Raw genomic sequence first — 19,757 nt, 5'->3', positions numbered from 1 at the left:
CTAAATTGAAAGTATGAAACAAAAGCTTACTGACATTGAAACCGCGCTATTACGTATTGATGGAGCTACGTTCCAGCGTACCTGCGATGAATACTTGTATTGCCGATATGGAGCTGATTTTCGGCACATAACACGAACAGGAACACAACCAGGCAAAATGCAGACGACGAAAGGAACGCCAGATACTTACGTGGTGCTGCCCAGTAATCAATACGTATTAATTGAATATACGAAGCAACAGACGGATCTGCTCAAAAAGCTGCAAGGCGATGTAGCTAAATGTCTAGACTTCAACAAGACGGGCTTAAAGCTGGATCAAATACAGCGGATTATCATAATACACGCTGGAAGACTGACCACCGACGAGGATAGAACTCTGCGTGATAGTTGTGCTGTACACTTGGAAGTAATCGGATTAGATGCACTAGCGCTGGCTATTCATAATGATTTTCGTCAATTAGCTAGGCGTTACTTAGACATATCTTATGACACGTTACAGCTACAAACACCTGACGAATTCGTTGCAGAACAAGCTCGTAAAGCGGTAGGAGAGAACAATCCTCTATCCAACCCACTCCGACATCGAGAAGATGAGTTACAGCTCTTGTTAGACAAAATAGGCAAGCAGGATATAACGGTTCTAACTGGAGGCCAGGGCGTAGGGAAGACTCGTTTAGCCTTGGCCGCTCTCGAGAAATACTGTCAAACCAACTTAGGCTATCAACCGTTCTGCATAGCCAACAAATACACACCACTCCTCGAAGATCTGAACGACCTTGTTCGGTCAAAAAATAAATATATTTTTCTAATCGACGACGCAAACAGACAGACGCCCATCCTGCTCGAAACACTAGAAAACCTGTACGCAAGACAGGACATATCATTTAAAATTATTCTAACGGTTCGTGATTATGCGTTTGACGTGGTAAGAAATCACCTAAGACCTTACCGCTGGGACTCGTATTCCATTGAAAAGTTTACTGATGAACAGATTGTGCAGTTGATTGCTGATGAGCCTTTCAAAATTGGACATTCTGGATTTCAACAGCGCATTCGTGACTTATCAAATGGTAATCCTCGTCTAGCAATTATGGCGGCCGAACTGGCTTTAAAAGAGCAGAATTTATACGCTCTCAGTGATGCTACCGATTTGTACGTCAGCTATTACGATAATCTGACTGACAGTGAGAATAGATCCTTGCTAGTTGATCCAATTCGTTTGAAAGTGCTTGGCCTGCTCGCTGTATTCAGGCAAATTGACTTGTTACAAGAGCCATTCGTTAGTCGGTTAACTGCAGCCTTTGGTTTAAACCGTGATACACTAGCAGCCGAGTTAGCAAGTCTAGAAAAAGACGAGCTGGCCGACGTCTACATGACCGATCAAAGCTTTTTTCGCTTATCTGATCAGAATCTGGCCATTTACTCCGTGTACCAAGTTTTTGTAGACAAGAAACTTCTTAGTGTAGAAGCCTTGTTAGCGGAGTTTTTTGAAGATTACCCGCATCGTATCCGTGATGCATTTTATGGGGTTATAAATGCGTTCGATCAGGAACGGATTGTCAACGATATCAAAATCATTACAAATCAATACTACAACTCAATCAAAAAAGACGAGAATAAAGCATATCAGTTTTTAGACGTTTTCTTTGTAGCCTTACCGGTTGAAACACTCGACTATTTATTGACACTAGCCGAAAATCTAGAATCTACACAAAAAGAATGGCGTGAGAAAGATACTTTCTGGGAGCTGAGAACAGAGGAGGGACCACTAAAAGATCGGCTACGCCTACTGTTCCATTTTTTTAGTGGATTCAATGATTATTTTGATGCCGCCCTTGAATTACTTATAAAGTTCGCAGAAAGTGCGCCTAATCTAGTTGCATTACTATCTAGTTTAATCAAAGATAGACTAGCGTTTCGACCGGAAGATGCTCAATATGCAGAGTTGAGGCAGGAGCGGCTGCTCCAGTTTCTTATTGATGAAACGAATACTGAAAATGAAGCTGCCCGCCTACTGCTCTTTTCCGTTTTACCTTCATTCCTGCATTCTGAATTTCAGAGTACAACGTCAAAAGGGCGAGGTATCACGATTACCACAATGCCATATCCGGTACAGGAGCCCTTTAGTTCATTTCGCAGTAGGCTGTGGAAGTTTGTTGGCGACCAGTTTGCAAAGTATCCTGAAGAATGTCGATCTATTTTACTCTCTTATAGCTCAACTTATTCACCACGTGATAACAAGCTCTTGCGTGAATTCGACAAGGCTCATATCCTCCCGTTGATCGAACAGCATTTGACGCCAAACGATTTTGAAGATTGTCACTTTGTAAACGAATACGTACGTTTTTTAAATCGTAGCGGTCTTCAATCTACCCAAACGGACCAATTGGCAGAACGCTTTCAAAATCGTGAGTACTCTCTTTATCTGCTACTTGACTGGAGTCGACGTCGAGGCCGTGATATCGATGACGAGTTGTGGGAAAAGCCGGAACAGTATAAGGTAAAGAAACGAAACGAGTTGTTGGAAAAGATACGTACTGATTCATTGTCAGACGTGGAACAGTTATTCGATGATATTCTGGACTTAATGAACAAGCCGGTCAAGATTTTGTCTATGTTTCACGAACCAATAGAAGCAATATTGAGCGGAATTAAACAACGCAACCCTGCCTTGTTCAAAGAGACGGTTATAGCGTTTTCGGCACGTGAATGGCCGTCAACTGTTCCGGTGGGCTATGTAGTTAGAGAGGCTTTTGATAATGAAATTGCAGTGCCTGAAGAGTGGTATGAAGTATTTGTTGGTGCTAAGTATCGCAATTCTGAATGGCAACTAAACTTCTTTAGCATGATACCGGCCTCTACCGTGAACAAAGATTGGTCGGATAAACTCATCCAATATTTTCAAGAACAGAACATTAATGGATTTTATTTGCCTGACAAATGGTGGCAGAATTATCAATCAGTACGTCCAACTATTTACCCGGATATACTGACCGTTTTGGCCGATAGATATGAGCGCACTGGTATACAGTATTCGTTGTGGCACGATTTTTTTGAAGATCGGATCGACTTGTTCGGCATTTCAGACTTGCTCCTGCTCAAGAAGGTTTACCTGCAGCTATTGAAAATGGAGCGCTCATCAGCGGGCGAATTTGACTACTCTAAAAAAAACTTGAAAGCGTTACTGTCGCGAGATCCTTCGTTTTTGATCGACTTTGTAGAAGCTCATTATAAACTTCTAGATGAAAACTCAATAGGCCATCCCCAAATAGAAAGTTTAGCTTTCGTCTGGGCACTGCCCGATGCAGTTAAGTGGGCTATGCAAATAGTCAACGTTATGAAGAGCCACAAACGATTTAGCTTGTATGGTGATAATTACGAACCTCTTTTCCAAGACGTAAGCGAAGAACATAAAGAACTTACATATGCCTTCCTTGATGAGTACATAAAGACATACGCAGATGATGTGAGTGAAATTGGAAGTATGGTGCAAGCTCTTCAACATAGCCACAAGTATGACGAATGGCTGATGTGTGTTCGTTACTTTTTGACTTATAATCAGTCCGTTGAAGCATTCAAGGAAATTAGCTGGGCTCCCAACTCACTCTCCGGTTCAGGGAAAATGAACTTTGATCAGGTACGAGCCGATCGGCTGAAGCAAGTATTACAGCAGGTTCGACAAATGCCTAAGAAGTTGCCTTACTTGGAGCATGTTAAATATTTAGAGTGGTACATCGCTATTCATGAAAAGGAAGCTGAAGCAGAGCGACGTCGTCAGTTCGGTCAAGATGATTGATTAACCGGAAAATTTCAAATTGTCTTTAAAAATAGATTAGGCACAAAGAAAGATTCGAACGTAACGACAAGCTGAACCAGCTTTTTATAGCGTGGTGAAGCTGGATAAGTAACAGGCCAGTTAGCTATACAAAAGGGGCGTTTGGTAATTATTCCAGACGCCCCTTTTGCGGTTTATTCCAACTAGTTAACAAGCAGGATGAGGGGCTATTTAGGCATTCGGGTGTAGCTGAGCTGTTTACTGGCCCAGGGAATGAAGTACTGAAAATTCGGTGCGTCGGTATGGCCGCCGTCGTGTTGCCGCCAGGCCAGTTGGCCGTCCAGTAAGCCGGTCAGTACGGGGGGCATCTGGTTGGCGTTGTACGCGCTGTTTACGCTCAGGTCTTTGGTACCAAGTAGCGTAAAAACGGGGCCGGCAGCTACGGTTGCCTTGTAACTCCCCAGCTGATCGAGCCATTTAGCGTCGCCTTTTTCGGGTATGCCATAGCTGACAAACGTAGGTCGTGGGGCGCAGAGAGCCAGCAGCTCATGCGAATCGACGGGCAGGTCGCAACCCGTCTTGCTGCCAAATGACGATTCCGCCGTTGCGTATTTCAGGTAGTTACCCGCCATCCAGTGATATTCTCCGCTACCCGCCAGACTTTCGACGGCTTCGCCAAAGACCCGGCGCTGCAAGGTAGTCCCACCTTTCCCGGATGAGCCGATCAGGCCCATCGCAAAACGCTGATCGAACGCCATCGTAACCAGTGCCGCTTTACCATAACGGGAAACGCCCTCGATACCAATCTGTTTAGCGTTGACCTGAGGTTCGGTTTCCAGGTAATCGAGCGCGCGGGATGCCCCCCACGCCCAGGTCCGTAAAGCGCCCCAGTCGTCGGGTTTGCGGGCTTGCCCTTTGTTCGTCAGGCCGATAATGCCCCTCGTCAGGCCTGCGCCGTTGTCGGCCTGAATGCTGCCCGCTTCCAGCAGACAATAGCCCCAGCCAGCGGCCAGCAGTTGCTCCGTCGGGGGTGAGTCGCCGGTTGGCGCGGGGGCAAAGAAATTCGGACTGGGCAGGCGCGTAATCGGGGCATAGGCCGGATACCGATCGAAAATAGCTTTCATCTCCGGGTTTTGCCGGATCATCATTTCCTTGAAAGTCGCGTTGATCGTTTCCATATCGGCGGGCGACGGCTGAGCCGGGGCCGGTAAGGCGGGGGGCAGAAAGCCGAACATCATCAGGACCGGCACAGGCCCTTTTACGTTTTGTGGCAGGACCAGCACCATATTGATGTTGACGTCGATCAACGGGTAGGCCGAGTTGTCTACGTGGCCGATCAGTTGCTTCGCCACCACCGGAATGCGGCCGACCAGCTCGTTGTCTGTCACCTTCACCCGCCACGTTACGGCAGGAATGGTTTTCGGAAGCCGCCCGTACATCTCCTGCTCGAAACTCTCAATTAACTCCGGCCGACGCACTTGCCACCACTGCGCGGGGGTAGTTACTTTTTTGCCGCTCTTTGTTGTCAGTGCGTCGGGCAGTTGGGGACATGGGTTTGCCGTTGCCTCGTCGTAATTGGCATGATTAGGATCTGATTCGTTGCCGCTCGGACCAGGGCGTAATTTTTTGATACCCAGTTGCTGCATCATGATTGCCTGATCCTGAGCGGCCGTCATGGTTTTCAGGGCCGGGTACCGGCTGCTATCAATGACAACCTTCTGCGCTATCACCCAAACGGGTAAGCTAACGAGTAGAGCGGCTAACTGGTAGGTGCGCATAGGGTTAAGAGGTTATTATCAGCGGGTTGCGAACCCCTAAATCCCCTGAAGGGGACTTTTTTTACAACGTGAGGAAAGTCCGGCAGCGGCCGACCGTCCTTCAGGGGGTTTAGGGTTTGGGCCGACGAGCCATCACTTATCCGTGCGAAACGGTGAAGCGGGTAAGCCTTCTTTGTTGATCAGATTGGCGTTGACCGGGTTGTCGGCCCAGGCGTAGCGGACGTACTGCGGGTTCGGTACGTCGTCGCTCGACACAACGACGGTGTTTCCCTCGATTTTAGTTTTCGCCCAGACGAATTTCTTGTCGGCACCGGCAATGGCGAAGTCGCCGGGCGCTTCGCCGTTGTGGGTTGTCAGGCCGCTGCCGGTGTTGGTAAAGCTGATCGTGATTTTGTTGCCGTTGACGTTGGCTGATTGGTAGAGCGGTCCCGATGCAACGATGTTCTCATGGTAAGCTGTTTTCAGCGCGGCCAGTGCCAGCCGGTCACCCACGTCTTTTTTGTTGTCGGGATGAATGTCGTTCCACTCGCCCAGGTCGATTGCTACAGCCATCGCCGTGTTCGGTACCGACAGCGCACTAAGCTGGGATTCGCGAAGCACCGCCCAGCCACTTTCCGAGGGCTGGTAACTGTAGTCCATGAAGCCGGGTAACTGAACGTACAGGAAGGGTAGCGTGCCCTGCTGCCATTTACTGCGCCAGTCAGCGATCAGGGCGGGCAGTAGTTGGGCGTATTCGGCCGGCTTTCCGGCGTTGCTTTCGCCCTGATACCAGCAAAACCCTTTGATGGCATACCTGATTTCGGGAGCAACCATCGCGTTGTACAGGGCCGTCGGCTGATTCTGCGCGCTGATGCCGCCTGGAAAACCGCCCCCCTCGATGGGCCGAAATGCCACGCCGACTTTGTACTGCCACGTTCCTTTTAGATCGACCGTGTCGGCTCCGGCGAAGAGGCTGTACGGCTTGTCGGGGACGAAGCCGCCCTTGCCACCGTTGTTGGTGACCCGTACAACGAGCACATTCTTTCCGGCTTTCAATACGTCGGCGGGTAGTTTGTACCGGCGCTGGGGATACATGTACGTCGTTCGGCCCACCGATTTACCGTTTACGTACAACTCATCGGCGTCGACGATCCGGCCTAGAAAAACCGTCGCGGGTTTACCGACCATAGCTGCCGGGACGTCGATTTCGCGCCGGTACCAGACAATGCCGTTGAGATCTTTCACGCCCTGATCTTCCCAGTAGCCCGGCACGTTGATTGGTCGCCAGCCTTTTGGTACGTAGGCTGGATCGTACCACTTCGTCGCGCCCGTCATGCCCAGATCAATGGGCGGAGCGGGTCGGGGCATGGCCGCTTGCCGGCGCGTCAGGCCGTTGACGTAGCTGGTGTCTTTGTTTTTGGCTACCGTTGCTTCTAGTGCTGGAAACTCTTTCAACCCACCTTCGCTGATCCAGGCTTCGATGGGTGTGCCACCGACGCTGGCGTTGATGATCCCCACCGGTATGTTGTACTGCCGGTGAATTTTCTTCGCGAAGAAATACGCAACTGCCGAAAACGGCCGGACGTCCTGACCGACCGCTTTTTTCCACTGTCCGTTGGGTACGTCGGTCTTTGGTCCTTGCAGGTTGGTTAGTGTGGGCACCCAGAACTGCCGGATTTGCGGGTAGTTGGCCGTCGCGATTTCGTTGGCGTAGGTGATGTCGTGGATGTTCAGCTGATGCACCATATTGCTTTGTCCACTGCAAAACCAAACATCGCCGATCAGAATGTCTTTGACGCTAAGCTGCGTGTTGCCTGCAATGTCCATCGTGAACGGTCCACCGGCTTTTATCGGCGGGAGTTTGACCTGCCATTTCCCACTCGCGTCGGTGGTGGTTTTGTATGCTTTCCGGTTCAGCTGCACCGTAATTTTTTCGCCGGGAGCGGCCCAGCCCCAGATGGTGAGGGGCGTGTTGCGCTGCAACACCATGCCGTCGCTAATCAGACTGGGTAAGCGCAATTGAGCCTGCGCAGTCAGGTTAATCAGCAGGAGTAGACAAAGCCAGACGAACTGTTTCATCGGGGAAAGACGGGTTATGGGGAAGGGGTTGAGTTCTTGAATTGACTTTGGTAATTGCCAAAGTACCTTCGTCTGGCCACACCCCCCGCCCCCTAAAGGGGGAGAAATTCGCAAACGAGCTCCTCCCCCTTTAGGGGGCGGGGGGTGTGGCTAAGCCTTGAGATTGTGGGCTCGGAATGATAAAGAAAGGTCGAAACAGAAAAAGCGCTAGAAGCGAACCACGCCTTCGTAGGCTTTTTTGGGGGCACCGTTCTGGTCGAATAACAGTGGGTAATCTTTGCGGCCCGGTACCGGGAAGTTATCCAGCCACGAATAGCGGTCGGTGAGGTTCCAGAACGTGACGCCGGTAATCGTGTTGCGGTGCTTGCGGAACACCTCAAACAGCCTCTTGTACTGAGCTGCCTGCTTGTCGTTCATGGCGGGTGTAAACTCGCTTTTGTCGGTTGGTCGTCGCGCCCGTCGTTCGTGCTCCTTGGGGTACACCGACACATCGACTTCCGTAAATTGCACTTTCAGCCCCAGGCTGGCGAACTTCGTAATCGACTCTTCCAGCTCCTGCCGCGTGGGTTCGTAAATCGACCAGTGGGCCTGCAAGCCTACACCGTTGATGGGTACGCCTTTGGCCTTCAGCTTCTTCAGTAGTTGAAAAATACGCTCCCGCTTGGACGGGTTTTCCGTGTTGTAGTCGTTGTAAAACAACTGCGCGTTAGGGTCGGCTTCGTGCGCGTACTGAAATGCTTTCTCGATGTAATCTTCGCCGATGATTTCCAGAAACCGCGTCTTCCGATAAATGGCCGTGCTCGTGTCGGGGACGGCTTCGTTGACCACGTCCCAGGCGTAGATCGTACCCTTGTAGCGGGTCATGACGTCGGTGATGTGCCGTTTCAGCCGGGCCAGCAACACGTCGCGGCTCACGGCTTTGCCGGTCGAATCCACGAACAGCCAGGCTGGCGTCTGGTTGTGCCAGCAGAGTGTGTGGCCCCGGAGCTTGATGTTGTTCTGCTTGGCAAAGTCAGCGATGGCGTCGGCGTCTTTCCAGTTGTAGCGATTCTCTTCGGGGTGGATTGGCCCCATCTTCATCGCGTTTTCGGGTGTCATGCTGTTGAACTGCGCCTTGACCAACTCCGCATCCGGACCGGGCTGCACCATGCGCGGATTCACGGCGACACCAATCGGAAAGTAGTCTTTGTAGTAATCCTTCAGCCCTTTCTCTGGTGCGATGAACGCTACCGACAGGGCTATCACAAAGCAGGAAACCAGTTTTTTCATACGATTGAGTGGGGTTTTTCTAGACAGGATTACAGGATGAACAGGATTTGTTTTTTAAGTGATGAATCCTGTTCATCCTGTAATCCTGTCCTAAAAAATTACCGGTATGCGTCGATTGTTTTTATCGTTCCGTCAGGGTTGTAGGTCAGTTCGGTGACTTTGACGTTACGTAGGTGCGTCTTGCCCGACAGTTGCGTGTCGTGGTAAAACAGGTACCATTTGCCGTCTTTCTCAACGATCGAATGGTGGTTCGTCCAGCCCAGTACCGGCTTCAGCAGCACACCTTTGTACGTGAACGGTCCGTACGGGCTGTCGCCCATGGCGTAGCATAGGTTATGCGTATCGCCGGTCGAGTACGACAGGTAGTATTTGCCCTTGTATTTGTGCAGCCAGGACCCTTCGAAGAAGCGTTTGTCATTGTCTTTCTCGGTGAAGAGCTTGCCGTTTTCGTCTAGGAGCTGAATGGCTTTTACCGGCTCGGCCAGCTCTTTCATGTCGTTGCTCAGTCGGGCTACGCGGGGCAGACACGCCACTTCATCGGGCTTCTTCAGTGCCCCTTTTGCGTCGTACTGATTGTTGTCCCAGCGCTGCAATTGACCACCCCAGATGCCGCCAAAGTAGATGTATGCTTTGCCATCGGTATCCTGGAAAACGCAGGGGTCGATGCTGTAGGTGCCTTTCATCGGTTGCGGTTCGGCCTTGAACGGACCAACCGGGCTCTTACTAGTTGCGACGCCAAGCCGGAACACGTCCTGCTTGTCTTTGACGGGGAAATACAGGTAGTACGTCCCGTTTTTGTAAGCAGCATCGGGTGCCCAAAGTTGCCGCCCCGCCCAGGGAATATCCTTGATGTCGAGCGCCACGCCATTGTCTTTTACGGGACCGCCGACCTTATCCATCGACAGTACGTGGTAATCGCGCATGGCAAAGTGACCACCGTCGTCATCTTCCTTCACGTCTTTCGCGTCGATGTCGTGCGACGGGTAGATGTAGATTTTACCGTTGAAAACGTGGGCCGACGGGTCAGCGGTGTAGATATGCGATACCAGCGGCTGCGAAATGGGGTTTTTACCGTTATTGGTCTGGGCAAACGCCGATAGTGAAAAGCAGGTCAGCGCGGCTAGCGCCAGTGAAATGCGAATATGTTTCATGCGTGGGTTTTGACTGTGAATGAGTTGTTTTGGATAACTGATTGTCAGTGTGTTTTTTGTCAGCGGTACTTTCGCTGGCCCTACCCCCCGCCCCCTAAAGGGGGAGCATTCCGCAAATAAACCACTCCCCTTTAGGGGGCGGGGGGTAGGGCCGTTGACAGAACACTATAAAAATAGTGACCTAGCCTAAAAGCCAATTGAGTTGCCGCCGTCGACGGGGAGCGACGCACCGGTGATGTACCGGGCCGCTTCCGACGCCAGGAAAACGGCCGCCCAGCCAATATCCGCCGGCTGACCGAACGTACCCATGGGCGTCCGGCGCATGGCGCGGGCGAAGCGGTCAGGGTCACCACCCATCGCCGTTTTGCTCATGGCCGTTTCGATGAAACCCGGCGCAATGGCATTCACCCGTACCCCTTTGCCCGACCACTCCGACGCCAGAATTTTGACCATGCCTTCCACCGCCGACTTCGACGCCCCGTAGGCCGCGACCCGATCGATACCGTAATAAGCCGCCATCGACGAAATCATAATGACGACACCGCTATTTCGCTCGACCATGCGGGTAGCGCAGGCGCGTGTCAGCGAAAAAACGGCGTTCAGGTTAGTGTGTACGACCCGATCGAATTCCTCGTCGGTGACCTCCAGCGCGGGCTTTTTCATGTTGATACCCGCGTTGTTGACCAGAATATCGATGGGGCCGTACTGACGTTCGATGGTGTCGACAAGTTGATCCAGTTCGGCGCGTACCGTCACGTCGTTGACCATATAATTCGCTTTGGAACCCAGCGTCTCGACCGCGTCGATCAGGGGTTGTTCCCGCCGGCCCGTCACGATGACGTCTGCCCCGGCCAGGGTCATGCACCGGGCAATGTCGAAGCCGATGCCGCTGCCCCCGCCGGTGATGAGGGCGCGCTTGCCTTCCAGCGAGAAAACGGATGGTGTGGGTGTCAGCAGCGCTGTGTCGGCTGCCTGTTCGTTCGTAATCATCTAGCGTAATAGGTAAATGTCAACTGATTTTTTTACGTCGTCCAGCGTCTGTTCGGGTTGCTTGAACGGCGCGGGTATGGGCTTTTGGGCGAATTCCTGGAGGTACAGTACCCAGGCGTCGCGCCACCAGATGGCTTCCCGGTGTTGCGTTGCCAGCCGGCCCGCTACGTCGGTGTACAGCGCCGGGTCGATAGCGGGTTTCGCCAGTGTCCATTCCTGTTGCAACCAGCGTACGGAATCGGCACCGGTGTAAAACCGGGTACAGAGTTCATCCCAGAGCGTGCGACCCGTCGCGAGTTGTTTGGTCCAGGGAACATGGTGAAACCATAGTAGGTAGGGTAGGGGGCAGGTGTTCGCGTTTTCCCACTGTCGACGGACTTCCGGTCGATACTGTGCCAGCGCATTACTGCCCGTCGCCGTCCGGTCGAAGCCCAGTCCGATGGAGTCGGCGCGGTGGTAATAGACGGCTGTCCAGTCGGGGCGGGGGCTTTTGTTCTGCCAGGGTTCGGGGGCGAAGTGAACGCCCGTCCAGGGGCGCGACAGGCCGAGGGGTGCGTTGTAATCCACGTAAATATCCCGCGAGCGGAGCAGCATAGCTTTGACGTGTGAAACGGCCTGTGGCTGACGGGTTAGCGTCATGTTTATCCACTCGTCGGCAATGGCCGCCGAAGTCAGCGTATGGTCCCAGGCGAGCCGGCCAAAGGCGTACCAGTTGGCCTGCGCCAGCGGGTTACCCGTCCAGTTGCGGTCGGAACCGGTGTTGGCTACCCCCGCCATCAGCGTTTGTGAATAGCCGTGCAGACTCCCGTCGACAACCTTTGCCACCGTCGATCCCTTGCCAGCCGCGTAGGTGTCCGATTCCAGGCATTCTTTGAACAAAGGTGCTTCGTAGACAAGGTGGGTCGCAAAGCCGAGGTACTCCTGCGTCAGCTGAAATTCGATACCCAGCGGAGTTTTGGGCATGGCCCCGAACAGGGGCGAAAAGGGCTCGCGGGGTTGAAAATCGATCGGTCCGTTCTTGACCTGCACAATTACTTTCGGATCGAATTGTCTGTCGAACGAGGTAAACTCTTCGTAGGCGGCTTTGAACCGATCGGCTTTCGGGTCGGCCTTGTAGACGAACGCCCGCCAGATCACCACGCCCGGAAACGGCTTCATGGCAGCCGCCAGCATGTTGGCTCCGTCGACGTGCGTACGGCCGTAGTCCTGCGGGCCGGGTTCGCCTTCTGAGTTAGCTTTCACCAGAAAACCGCCGAAGTCCGGGATATAGCGGTGAATTTCGGCGGTTTTATCCGCCCACCATTTCCGCACCTCCGGGTCGAGGGGGTCGGACGTCTTGAGACCCCCCAGCGTTTTGGGGGCCGCGAAATAGACCGACAGGTACACCTTGATGCCGTAGGGTCGCATAACGCCGGCCAAGGCGGCTACCTTTTGCAGGTACTCGCCCGTCAGCATCCGCGCACTGGCGTTGACGTTGTTGACAACGGTGCCGTTGATGCCCAGCGACGCGTTGGCGCGGGCGTAGTCTTTGTAGCGGGGGTCGATGGTTTCGGGCAATTCCGACCATTTCCAGAGCGAACCGCCCGCGTAGCCCCGTTCGATGGTACCGTTTGGATTGTCCCAATGGTTCAGTATCCGCAGCTTTACTTTCGGACTGCTCACCAGATTGATGTTGTCGAGCGATTGGCCGGTCTGTAACTGACGGAGCAACGCAAACGTACCGTACAGCACACCCACGTCGGTTTTGCCCATCACCACGATATTTCCCTGTCGCTTGACGATCCGATAGCCTTCCTCGTTCAGGCCATTAGCATCGGCGCCAGACGCGCCCATCGTCAGTACAATACCGCCCTGCCGGGTCCCGGCGCGGGCAAGAGTAGGCACGGTGGTGCCGAGCAACCCCTGTAGACCCAACTGCAACTCATCGGTCGCCGATTTCAGGACAGGCGACGAGCCGGTGACCGCGATAAATTGAGCCGAACGGGCGTACCCCGATCGGACGGTAGCATCAGTAAGTCGGTCGTATTTAAGCCAGAGCCGGTACCCATCGTCGGCAAACGTGACGTGGGTCAGGAGCAGCAGGCCAATCAGCAATAGTCGGTTCATGAATGGGTATAGTAGCGGTTGTTGTTGGACTTTACTTTCTTATTTTCTGTCATCCCGACGACAGGCAAAAACGCTTGGCTCACTTGTGACTCATGGTTTTTGCATCGCGCCGGAAGCTTTCAGGTGGCCCCAGGTAACTGGATTTGACACCGCCCCGGTCGATGACGAATTTCTGCACGACAACTGCCGGATCGACCAGCCAGTACTTTAGCGTATGTTCCCCCGGCTTCGTTAAGCGGTGTTTCGTTGTCAGGATACGGATGTTGTTGGCGACCGACTGCTCCCAGACCCGCCCGGTTTCGTTGGCGTGTATGTTGATGATTTGGGGCGCTTCATCGTCGAAGGAGATGGCGAAACGCAGGCCTTTGTTGTCGTTGAAATTCAGCGTTGGTGAAACGTAGGTCTGTACCTGTACCGTACCGCTGTCGGCCAGAGCCACCTGATACGCCAGCCGGGGCGACTGTCCACCGGGTTGCTCAACGCCGGGCGCTGTGACCGGCGTGATGGTCATGCCCCCCGCCGTGCGGCCAATGTCAGGTAGTCGCTGCCAGGTGGCCGTGGCGGTTTCAATCACATGCGTCGGGTGTTCGGCGTCGATGGACACGTAGCCGTTGCTTTCCACGAAACCAACCGCCGTATCGGGCTGGGAGGCCGGATTATTGATGATTGCCTGCACGACAACCCGTTGCCCGTTGGGGCCGGTCAGGGTGATCGGTACCTGCTGCGTGCCGGCGGGTACCTGTTTCCATTTGACACCGACAAGCAGTCGCGTCTCCTGACCGACGGTTCCGCCAGTCGTCGACAACGTAAGCCAGGGAGCACCGGCGCTGACCTGGAACGCAAACGGTGTTTGACCCCGGTTGAAGAGGTCGATGTAGTACGTCTGCTGGTTGTATTTGTCGAACGTCGGCAATGTCAGCGCACTGCCCGCGCTACCGGGAAACCAGTCGTCGCTGCCTTCAATGGCAACGCCCATGTCGGACGCCGTCGGTACGCTGATCGTTTCGACTTTGGGCATGGTGTTCTGGTTAGGCTGTTGCCAGTAGGTGTAGCCGATGTGGGTCTGATCCATCATGTGCGTCCATTTGCCACCGGTCAGCGTATCGTTGTAGAAGCGTGTGATCTGCGCATCCCGCTTAAACAGCGTTTTCACCCGGTCGGCAAGGCTGTTCGTCGCGGCCCGGCCCTGTTTGGCGTACAGCCGGTTACGACCCGCCGTTACGTAAAGTTCGTTCAGCGTCGCGCTGGCTTTGACGGGGTGCAGTACCAGCTGAAAATAAGCGTCCTGATACGATTTAGGTAAGTCTTTTCCGATGTGCTCGGCTTCGGTCAGCAGTTGGTTATAGTCAGCCACGACGCGCTCGGCTTCGCGGTAGTGGGTCAGGCTGTATGTATCCGGACTGAGAAGTTCGGGTTTGCGCCGGGCGTTGTACTGCGTGTAGGTCGTCAGGATATGGGCAATGGGGTCGGCATGTTTCGGCCCGAACTGCTTTTCAGCCCAGATGCGGGTATAGTCCGTCAGTTTGTCGGCGGGCCAGGCATTGGGATTCCAGGCGTAGTCGAGGAAAAATTCGATGGGAAACTCCATCGGTTTAATGTCGCCCACGTTCACAATCCAGAGCTGATCGACGCCGTGCTCATAGGCCAGGTGCATTTGCTCCCGCGTCCGGGCAATGGTGTTGGTGTTGATCCACTTGTAGTTGCGGGGCCCGCCAACATAGTCGTAATGGTAATAGATGCCGTATCCGCCTTTGCGCTTCGGCGTACCCACGGCTGGCAACTTGCGGAGGTTACCCCAGTTGTCGTCGCAGAGCAGCAGCGTCACGTCGTCGGGAACGCGCATGCCTTTGTCGTAGTAGTCCTGCACTTCCTTATAGAGCGCCCATGACTGGGGTGTTTCGGATGCCGGTTTGCCCGTTACGTCGCTGATGATAGTGCGCTGGTCGGCAACGATTTTTTCGAGCAGGGCGGTAGCGGTTTCGCGGCTCATGGGTTCGTCGCCGTCGCCCCGCATCCCGACGCTCAGCACACTTTCGTTGGTACCCATTCGCTCAACGCTTTTGCGCCAGAACGCCCGCAATGTCGAATCGTTGGTCTGGTAATTCCAAGGCCCTTTGCCGTACCGACGCCATTCGTCGTGCGCCCGCATCAGCGGCTCGTGGTGCGAGGTACCGATCACGACGCCGTATTCGTCGGCCAGTTTAGGGTTCTGCGGATCGTCGTCGTAAAAAGCGTTTCCCCACATGGCAGGCCACAGGTAGTTGCCTTTCAGGCGCAGAATCAACTCGAATACGTGTTCGTAAAACGTATGGTTGAACCCACCGAATTTGGCTTTCGTCCAGCCCGAAAGAGCCGGAGCTTCGTCGTTTATGAAAATGCCCCGGTACTTCACCGCCGGCGTACCCGCCGTATGCCGACCCGGCAGTACGTACAGCGCCTTTTGGGATTGCACCGGCACGTCGGCCCACCAGTGCCAGGGCGATACGCCGATCTGCGCCGACAGATCATAAAGACCGTAGATAGTGCCCCGTTTATCGCTACCCGCAATGACCAGCGCCCGGTCGACGCCCGGCATGGGTTTGTCGACCACCTGCGTCACGTACGTTTCCCACTTGCCGGACAGACTGGAAAGATCAATTTTCTTATCGTTGACCAGCTTGTCGATCAGCGGATTTTTGCCGAGCGTACCGATCAGAATCAGTTCTTTGGGGTTTTTCTGATCAGGCGATGGCGCTGGTTTGGCCCCCGTTACCCGGATAATGTCGGCCTCCAGGCTGTTCATAGCCCGACGCACCCCGGCATATTCGTCATGACCGGTTACCATGAACGCTACCTGTCCGTTGGTGGTAAGCGGAAACCGGCCTTTTCCCGGCTGCGTAGCGACGTAGCTGGTAGGGTCAACGGCAAAGCTTTGACGGGATAAAATGGAGAGCAAAAAAACAAGCAGCAACTGTTTCATTCGACAAACGATATTGATCTCCGGTGTTAATTCATTCGCGTCATGAATAATCCGATTGGATTGCTCTGACTGCGAATTGACAGGTCTAGCTATTGATTCCTCACAATTGCCGAGCTACGATTTAAGTAACTTTCTTGATAAGGCTTTATAAAGAAAGTCGTGTCAGCGCGTAAGGCATAATTCGGTCATGATAGTATTATTGTACAAATATTTTCAAGTAAATGTAAAAATGCAATCGATTGCAAAAAATAACTGCAAGCGTGTAAAAACAGAATTACATAGGTGATCTTCGCGCCGGAAATATGTAGTCGAAGTCAAACGATTTCGCCACATGTATCTGATTTATTTCTATTGTTGTACTATATCTTAATTGTTGTACTATATCTTACTAGAATGGCAGGATGGCTCAGTTGGGGGGACAGAGCTAACAGAAGATCTGCTTCTGTAATGGTAAGAGGCCGCTAACGGATAATATGCATAAGGAAATAACCATTTACGACATAGCTAAACGCTTACAATATTCCCCCGCTACGATCAGCCGGGCGCTGAACGATCACCCGGCCATTCGGCCTGATACCAAAGAACTGATCAGCGTGACAGCTGAGCAGATGGGCTACCGGTTCAATCGGTTAGCCAGTAATCTGCGCCGTCAGAAAACGTCGATCTTGGGCGTAATCGTGCCGCGGCTCAACAGTAACTTTATGTCGAGGGTACTGGCTGGTATGGAAAAGGTTGCGAACGAAGTTGCCTATAACCTGATCATCACACAGTCGCTGGAGTCGGTTCATAAAGAGATGGCTAACGTAAAAACCTTGTTTGATAGTCGGGTTGACGGGTTGCTGGTGTCGACGTCTTACGAAACGAATTCAACGGAGCCCTTCGAGCCCTTTGTACGCAAGGGAATACCCGTGCTTTTTTTCGACCGGGCCATGCCTCATCCGCAATGCACCAGTGTTGTTATCGATAATAGTCGGGCGGGCTACCAGGCTACCCAACACCTCATTGAGCAGGGGTGCGCTCGTATCGCTCACGTAACGGGTCCGGCACGTCGAAACGTTTATCAGGATCGCCTGCTGGGCTATCAGCGAGCGTTAGCTGACTACAACCTACCCGCTGACGATGCGTTAACTATTGAGTCTGATCTAAGCTTTGAGGCTGGTGTTCAGGCGGTCCACCAGTTGCTGGCGCTGGCTGAACGGCCCGACGGTATTTTCGTAGCCAATGATTTCTGTGCTACCGGATGCATTACGGCGCTTAAGCAGGCGGGCGTTTCCGTTCCGCACGATGTAGCCGTAGTCGGTTTTAACGACGATCCGGTAGCACAGGTTATCGAGCCCTCCCTCACCACCGTTCACTATGACGGCGAGACAATGGGGGAGGTGGCTATGCGTAGTCTCATCAACCTGCTGAACGGGGTTCCCGATAGTCAGACGACGAACTCACTTGTTCTCAGTTCAGAGTTGGTTATCCGGGCTTCGTCCGTTCGATAGCTCAAACACAGTGAAAACAAACGTAATAACTTGGTCTACACCTCAAAGGGAGTCCATTTTAACTCACTCTGGTGGCTTTTCACAACGTTATCGATAAAGGCCATACCACGAATCCCTTCGTCGACGGATGGGTAGTCCAGCGATTCAGCGGCTGGGGTGGTTCCGTCGATGCGAGCCGTCAGGACCTGCGCGAAGTTGCGGTATAAATTACCGAACGCTTCCAAGTATCCTTCTGGGTGGCCGCCTGGCGTCCGGGTGTTATGCAGCGCCAGGGGGGACAGAATATCTTTGTAACCCGCGCCCGCCCGGTAAATCTGCGTTGGTTGGTCGTACCACTTTACCAATAGGGTATTCGGTTCCTGTTGCGCCCATTCAAGTCCGCCTTTCTCGCCGTACACCCGGATTTTCAACGCATTCTCCTCTCCGGCTGCTACCTGCGATGCCATGAGAACGCCCGTTGTTTCTTCGCCAAATTTGAGAAGAACGTTCCCGTCGTCATCCAGCGCCCGGCCGTCAACCATAATCGACAGGTGAGCGCAAAGAGCCGTAATCTTCAGGCCCGATACGTATTCGGCCAGGTGCGCTGCGTGGGTACCGATATCGCCCATGCACCCACTTTTTCCGGAACGTTTCGGATCGGTCCGCCAGGCGGCCTGGGCGTTTCCTTCCCGCTCGGTCAGCTGACTCAACCATCCTTGGGGATACTCCACCCAGGTCTTACGAATTTTCCCCAGTTCACCCGCCTGAATCATCTGCCGGGCCTGTTTGACCATGGGATAACCCGCGTACGTATGCGTCAGCAGGAGCAGCAGCCCGGTTTCCTCTACTTTCTGTTTGAGCTGTTTGGCTTCATCCAGGGTAAAGGTTATCGGTTTTTCGATAACCACATGAAAACCCTTGTCCAGCGCCAGCATCGCGGGGGCGAAGTGAGCGAAGTTGGGCGTAACGATGGTAACAAAATCCATGCGCTGATCGGCCGGTAGCTGGCTTTCCTTCTCCAGCATCTCCTGGTAGGTCAGGTACGTCCGTTCGGCAGGCAGAAACAAGGACTGAGCACTGTCGATGGCAACATCCGGGTTGATACTCAACGCACCACAGACCAGCTCAATTGTGCTGTCGAGGTTGGCGGCATGTCGGTGAATGGCACCAATGAAGGCATCTTTGCCGCCACCGATCATGCCCATTCTTAATTTTCGATTCATGGGTAGGGAAATGATTATTTTTTTCGTTGAATGACGGCCAGCGCTTTGGCGACAATGGAGGCCGCCGTCAACCCGTATTTCTCCATCAGCTGATCGGGCGTACCGCTTTCGCCGAATGAATCGTTTACGGCGACCATTTCCAGCGGAGCCGGATAATTAAGGGACAATACCTGCGATACACTGTCGCCCAGGCCACCGTTCATCTGGTGTTCCTCCGCCGTTACGGCACAGCCTGTTTTGTGAACCGATTGTAGAATCGCTTCTTTATCCAGGGGCTTGATGGTGTGGATGTTAATGATCTCCGCGTCGACGCCCTGCTCGGCCAGTATCTTGCCGGCTTCCAGCGCTTGCCATACCAAATGACCGGTGGCAAAGATGGACACATCCGCACCTTCGTTCAGCGTTATGGCTTTTCCGATCTCAAATGGCTGATCAGCAGGGGTGAAGTTGGGTACTACCGGCCGACCAAAACGCAGATAGACCGGACCGTCCCAGTCGGCAATGGCGATAGTGGCGGCTTTGGTCTGGTTGAAATCGCAGGGGTTGATGACGGTCATGCCCGGCAGTGATTTCATCATGCCGATATCCTCAAGGACCTGGTGCGTTGCCCCATCTTCGCCCAGCGTAAGGCCCGCGTGCGATACGCAGATTTTTACGTTCTTGTTCGAGTATGCCACCGCCTGCCGGATCTGATCGTACACCCGGCTGGAACCGAAATTGGCGAAGGTAGTGGCGTACGGGATTAACCCGTTCAGCGTCAGGCCTGCGGCTACCCCGATCATGTTGGCCTCGGCAATACCACACTGGATAAACCGCTCCGGATTTTCCTTGATAAAGGTATCGAGTTTGAGCGATGCGACCAGGTCGGCGCACAGCGCTACGACATCGGGATTATTGCGGCCCAGTTCGGCCATACCCGCGCCAAAGCCAGAACGGGTGTCTTTCTTTTCGGTAAACGTGTAAGTCTTCATGATGCGTC

The 19,757-nt window shown here is 53.3% G+C and carries 11 protein-coding genes; 2 read left to right on the top strand and 9 right to left on the bottom strand.

Annotation, left to right across the window (positions count from 1 at the left end; genetic code table 11):
• Positions 1-13: 13 nt before the first annotated feature.
• Positions 14-3,796 carry an nSTAND3 domain-containing NTPase gene (locus ACYVAD_RS00550; RefSeq protein ID WP_461137518.1) on the top strand — a complete coding sequence of 1,261 codons (3,783 nt, stop codon included), beginning with the start codon at positions 14-16 and terminating at the stop codon, positions 3,794-3,796.
• Between the two features lie 206 nt (positions 3,797-4,002).
• On the opposite strand, the gene ACYVAD_RS00545 is transcribed toward ACYVAD_RS00550, so the two are convergent.
• The 7 genes from ACYVAD_RS00545 to ACYVAD_RS00515 all read right to left on the bottom strand — a co-directional run bounded on the left by ACYVAD_RS00545 (position 4,003) and on the right by ACYVAD_RS00515 (position 16,086).
• Positions 4,003-5,553 (bottom strand): glucuronyl esterase domain-containing protein, encoded by a 1,551-nt coding sequence (locus tag ACYVAD_RS00545; protein ID WP_461137517.1) that lies wholly within the window; start codon positions 5,551-5,553, stop codon positions 4,003-4,005.
• A 132-nt stretch (positions 5,554-5,685) separates the two neighbouring features.
• A complete protein-coding gene (locus ACYVAD_RS00540) occupies positions 5,686-7,611 on the bottom strand; it encodes a sialate O-acetylesterase (protein ID WP_461137516.1) in 1,926 nt (641 codons plus the stop codon).
• Positions 7,612-7,818: 207 nt separating this feature from the next.
• Complete coding sequence (locus ACYVAD_RS00535; protein ID WP_461137515.1) at positions 7,819-8,880, bottom strand: endo-1,4-beta-xylanase; 1,062 nt, start codon at positions 8,878-8,880, stop codon at positions 7,819-7,821.
• A 98-nt stretch (positions 8,881-8,978) separates the two neighbouring features.
• Positions 8,979-10,031: a glycoside hydrolase family 43 protein gene (locus ACYVAD_RS00530; protein ID WP_461137514.1), complete on the bottom strand. Its 1,053-nt coding sequence runs from the start codon at positions 10,029-10,031 to the stop codon at positions 8,979-8,981.
• 186 nt (positions 10,032-10,217) lie between these two features.
• Positions 10,218-11,021, bottom strand: coding sequence for an SDR family NAD(P)-dependent oxidoreductase (locus tag ACYVAD_RS00525; RefSeq protein ID WP_461137513.1), 804 nt, complete (start codon positions 11,019-11,021; stop codon positions 10,218-10,220).
• Positions 11,022-13,127 carry an alpha-glucuronidase family glycosyl hydrolase gene (locus ACYVAD_RS00520; RefSeq protein WP_461137512.1) on the bottom strand — a complete coding sequence of 702 codons (2,106 nt, stop codon included), beginning with the start codon at positions 13,125-13,127 and terminating at the stop codon, positions 11,022-11,024.
• Positions 13,128-13,206: 79 nt separating this feature from the next.
• On the bottom strand, positions 13,207-16,086 hold the full coding sequence (locus ACYVAD_RS00515; RefSeq protein WP_461137511.1) for a glycosyl hydrolase 115 family protein: 2,880 nt from the start codon (positions 16,084-16,086) through the stop codon (positions 13,207-13,209).
• A 473-nt stretch (positions 16,087-16,559) separates the two neighbouring features.
• Here ACYVAD_RS00515 and ACYVAD_RS00510 point away from each other — a divergent pair, with 473 nt between their 5' ends.
• On the top strand, positions 16,560-17,576 hold the full coding sequence (locus tag ACYVAD_RS00510; RefSeq protein WP_461137510.1) for a LacI family DNA-binding transcriptional regulator: 1,017 nt from the start codon (positions 16,560-16,562) through the stop codon (positions 17,574-17,576).
• Positions 17,577-17,611: 35 nt separating this feature from the next.
• On the opposite strand, the gene ACYVAD_RS00505 is transcribed toward ACYVAD_RS00510, so the two are convergent.
• Both ACYVAD_RS00505 and ACYVAD_RS00500 read right to left on the bottom strand, forming a co-directional pair.
• Positions 17,612-18,760, bottom strand: a complete 1,149-nt coding sequence (locus tag ACYVAD_RS00505; protein ID WP_461138500.1) for a Gfo/Idh/MocA family protein — start codon at positions 18,758-18,760, stop codon at positions 17,612-17,614.
• A gap of 32 nt (positions 18,761-18,792) precedes the next feature.
• Positions 18,793-19,749: a transketolase family protein gene (locus ACYVAD_RS00500; protein ID WP_461137509.1), complete on the bottom strand. Its 957-nt coding sequence runs from the start codon at positions 19,747-19,749 to the stop codon at positions 18,793-18,795.
• Positions 19,750-19,757 lie beyond the last annotated feature (8 nt).

The sequence above is a fragment of the Spirosoma pomorum genome (assembly GCF_054776615.1).
This window is presented reverse-complemented; position numbering and strand designations above follow the sequence as displayed.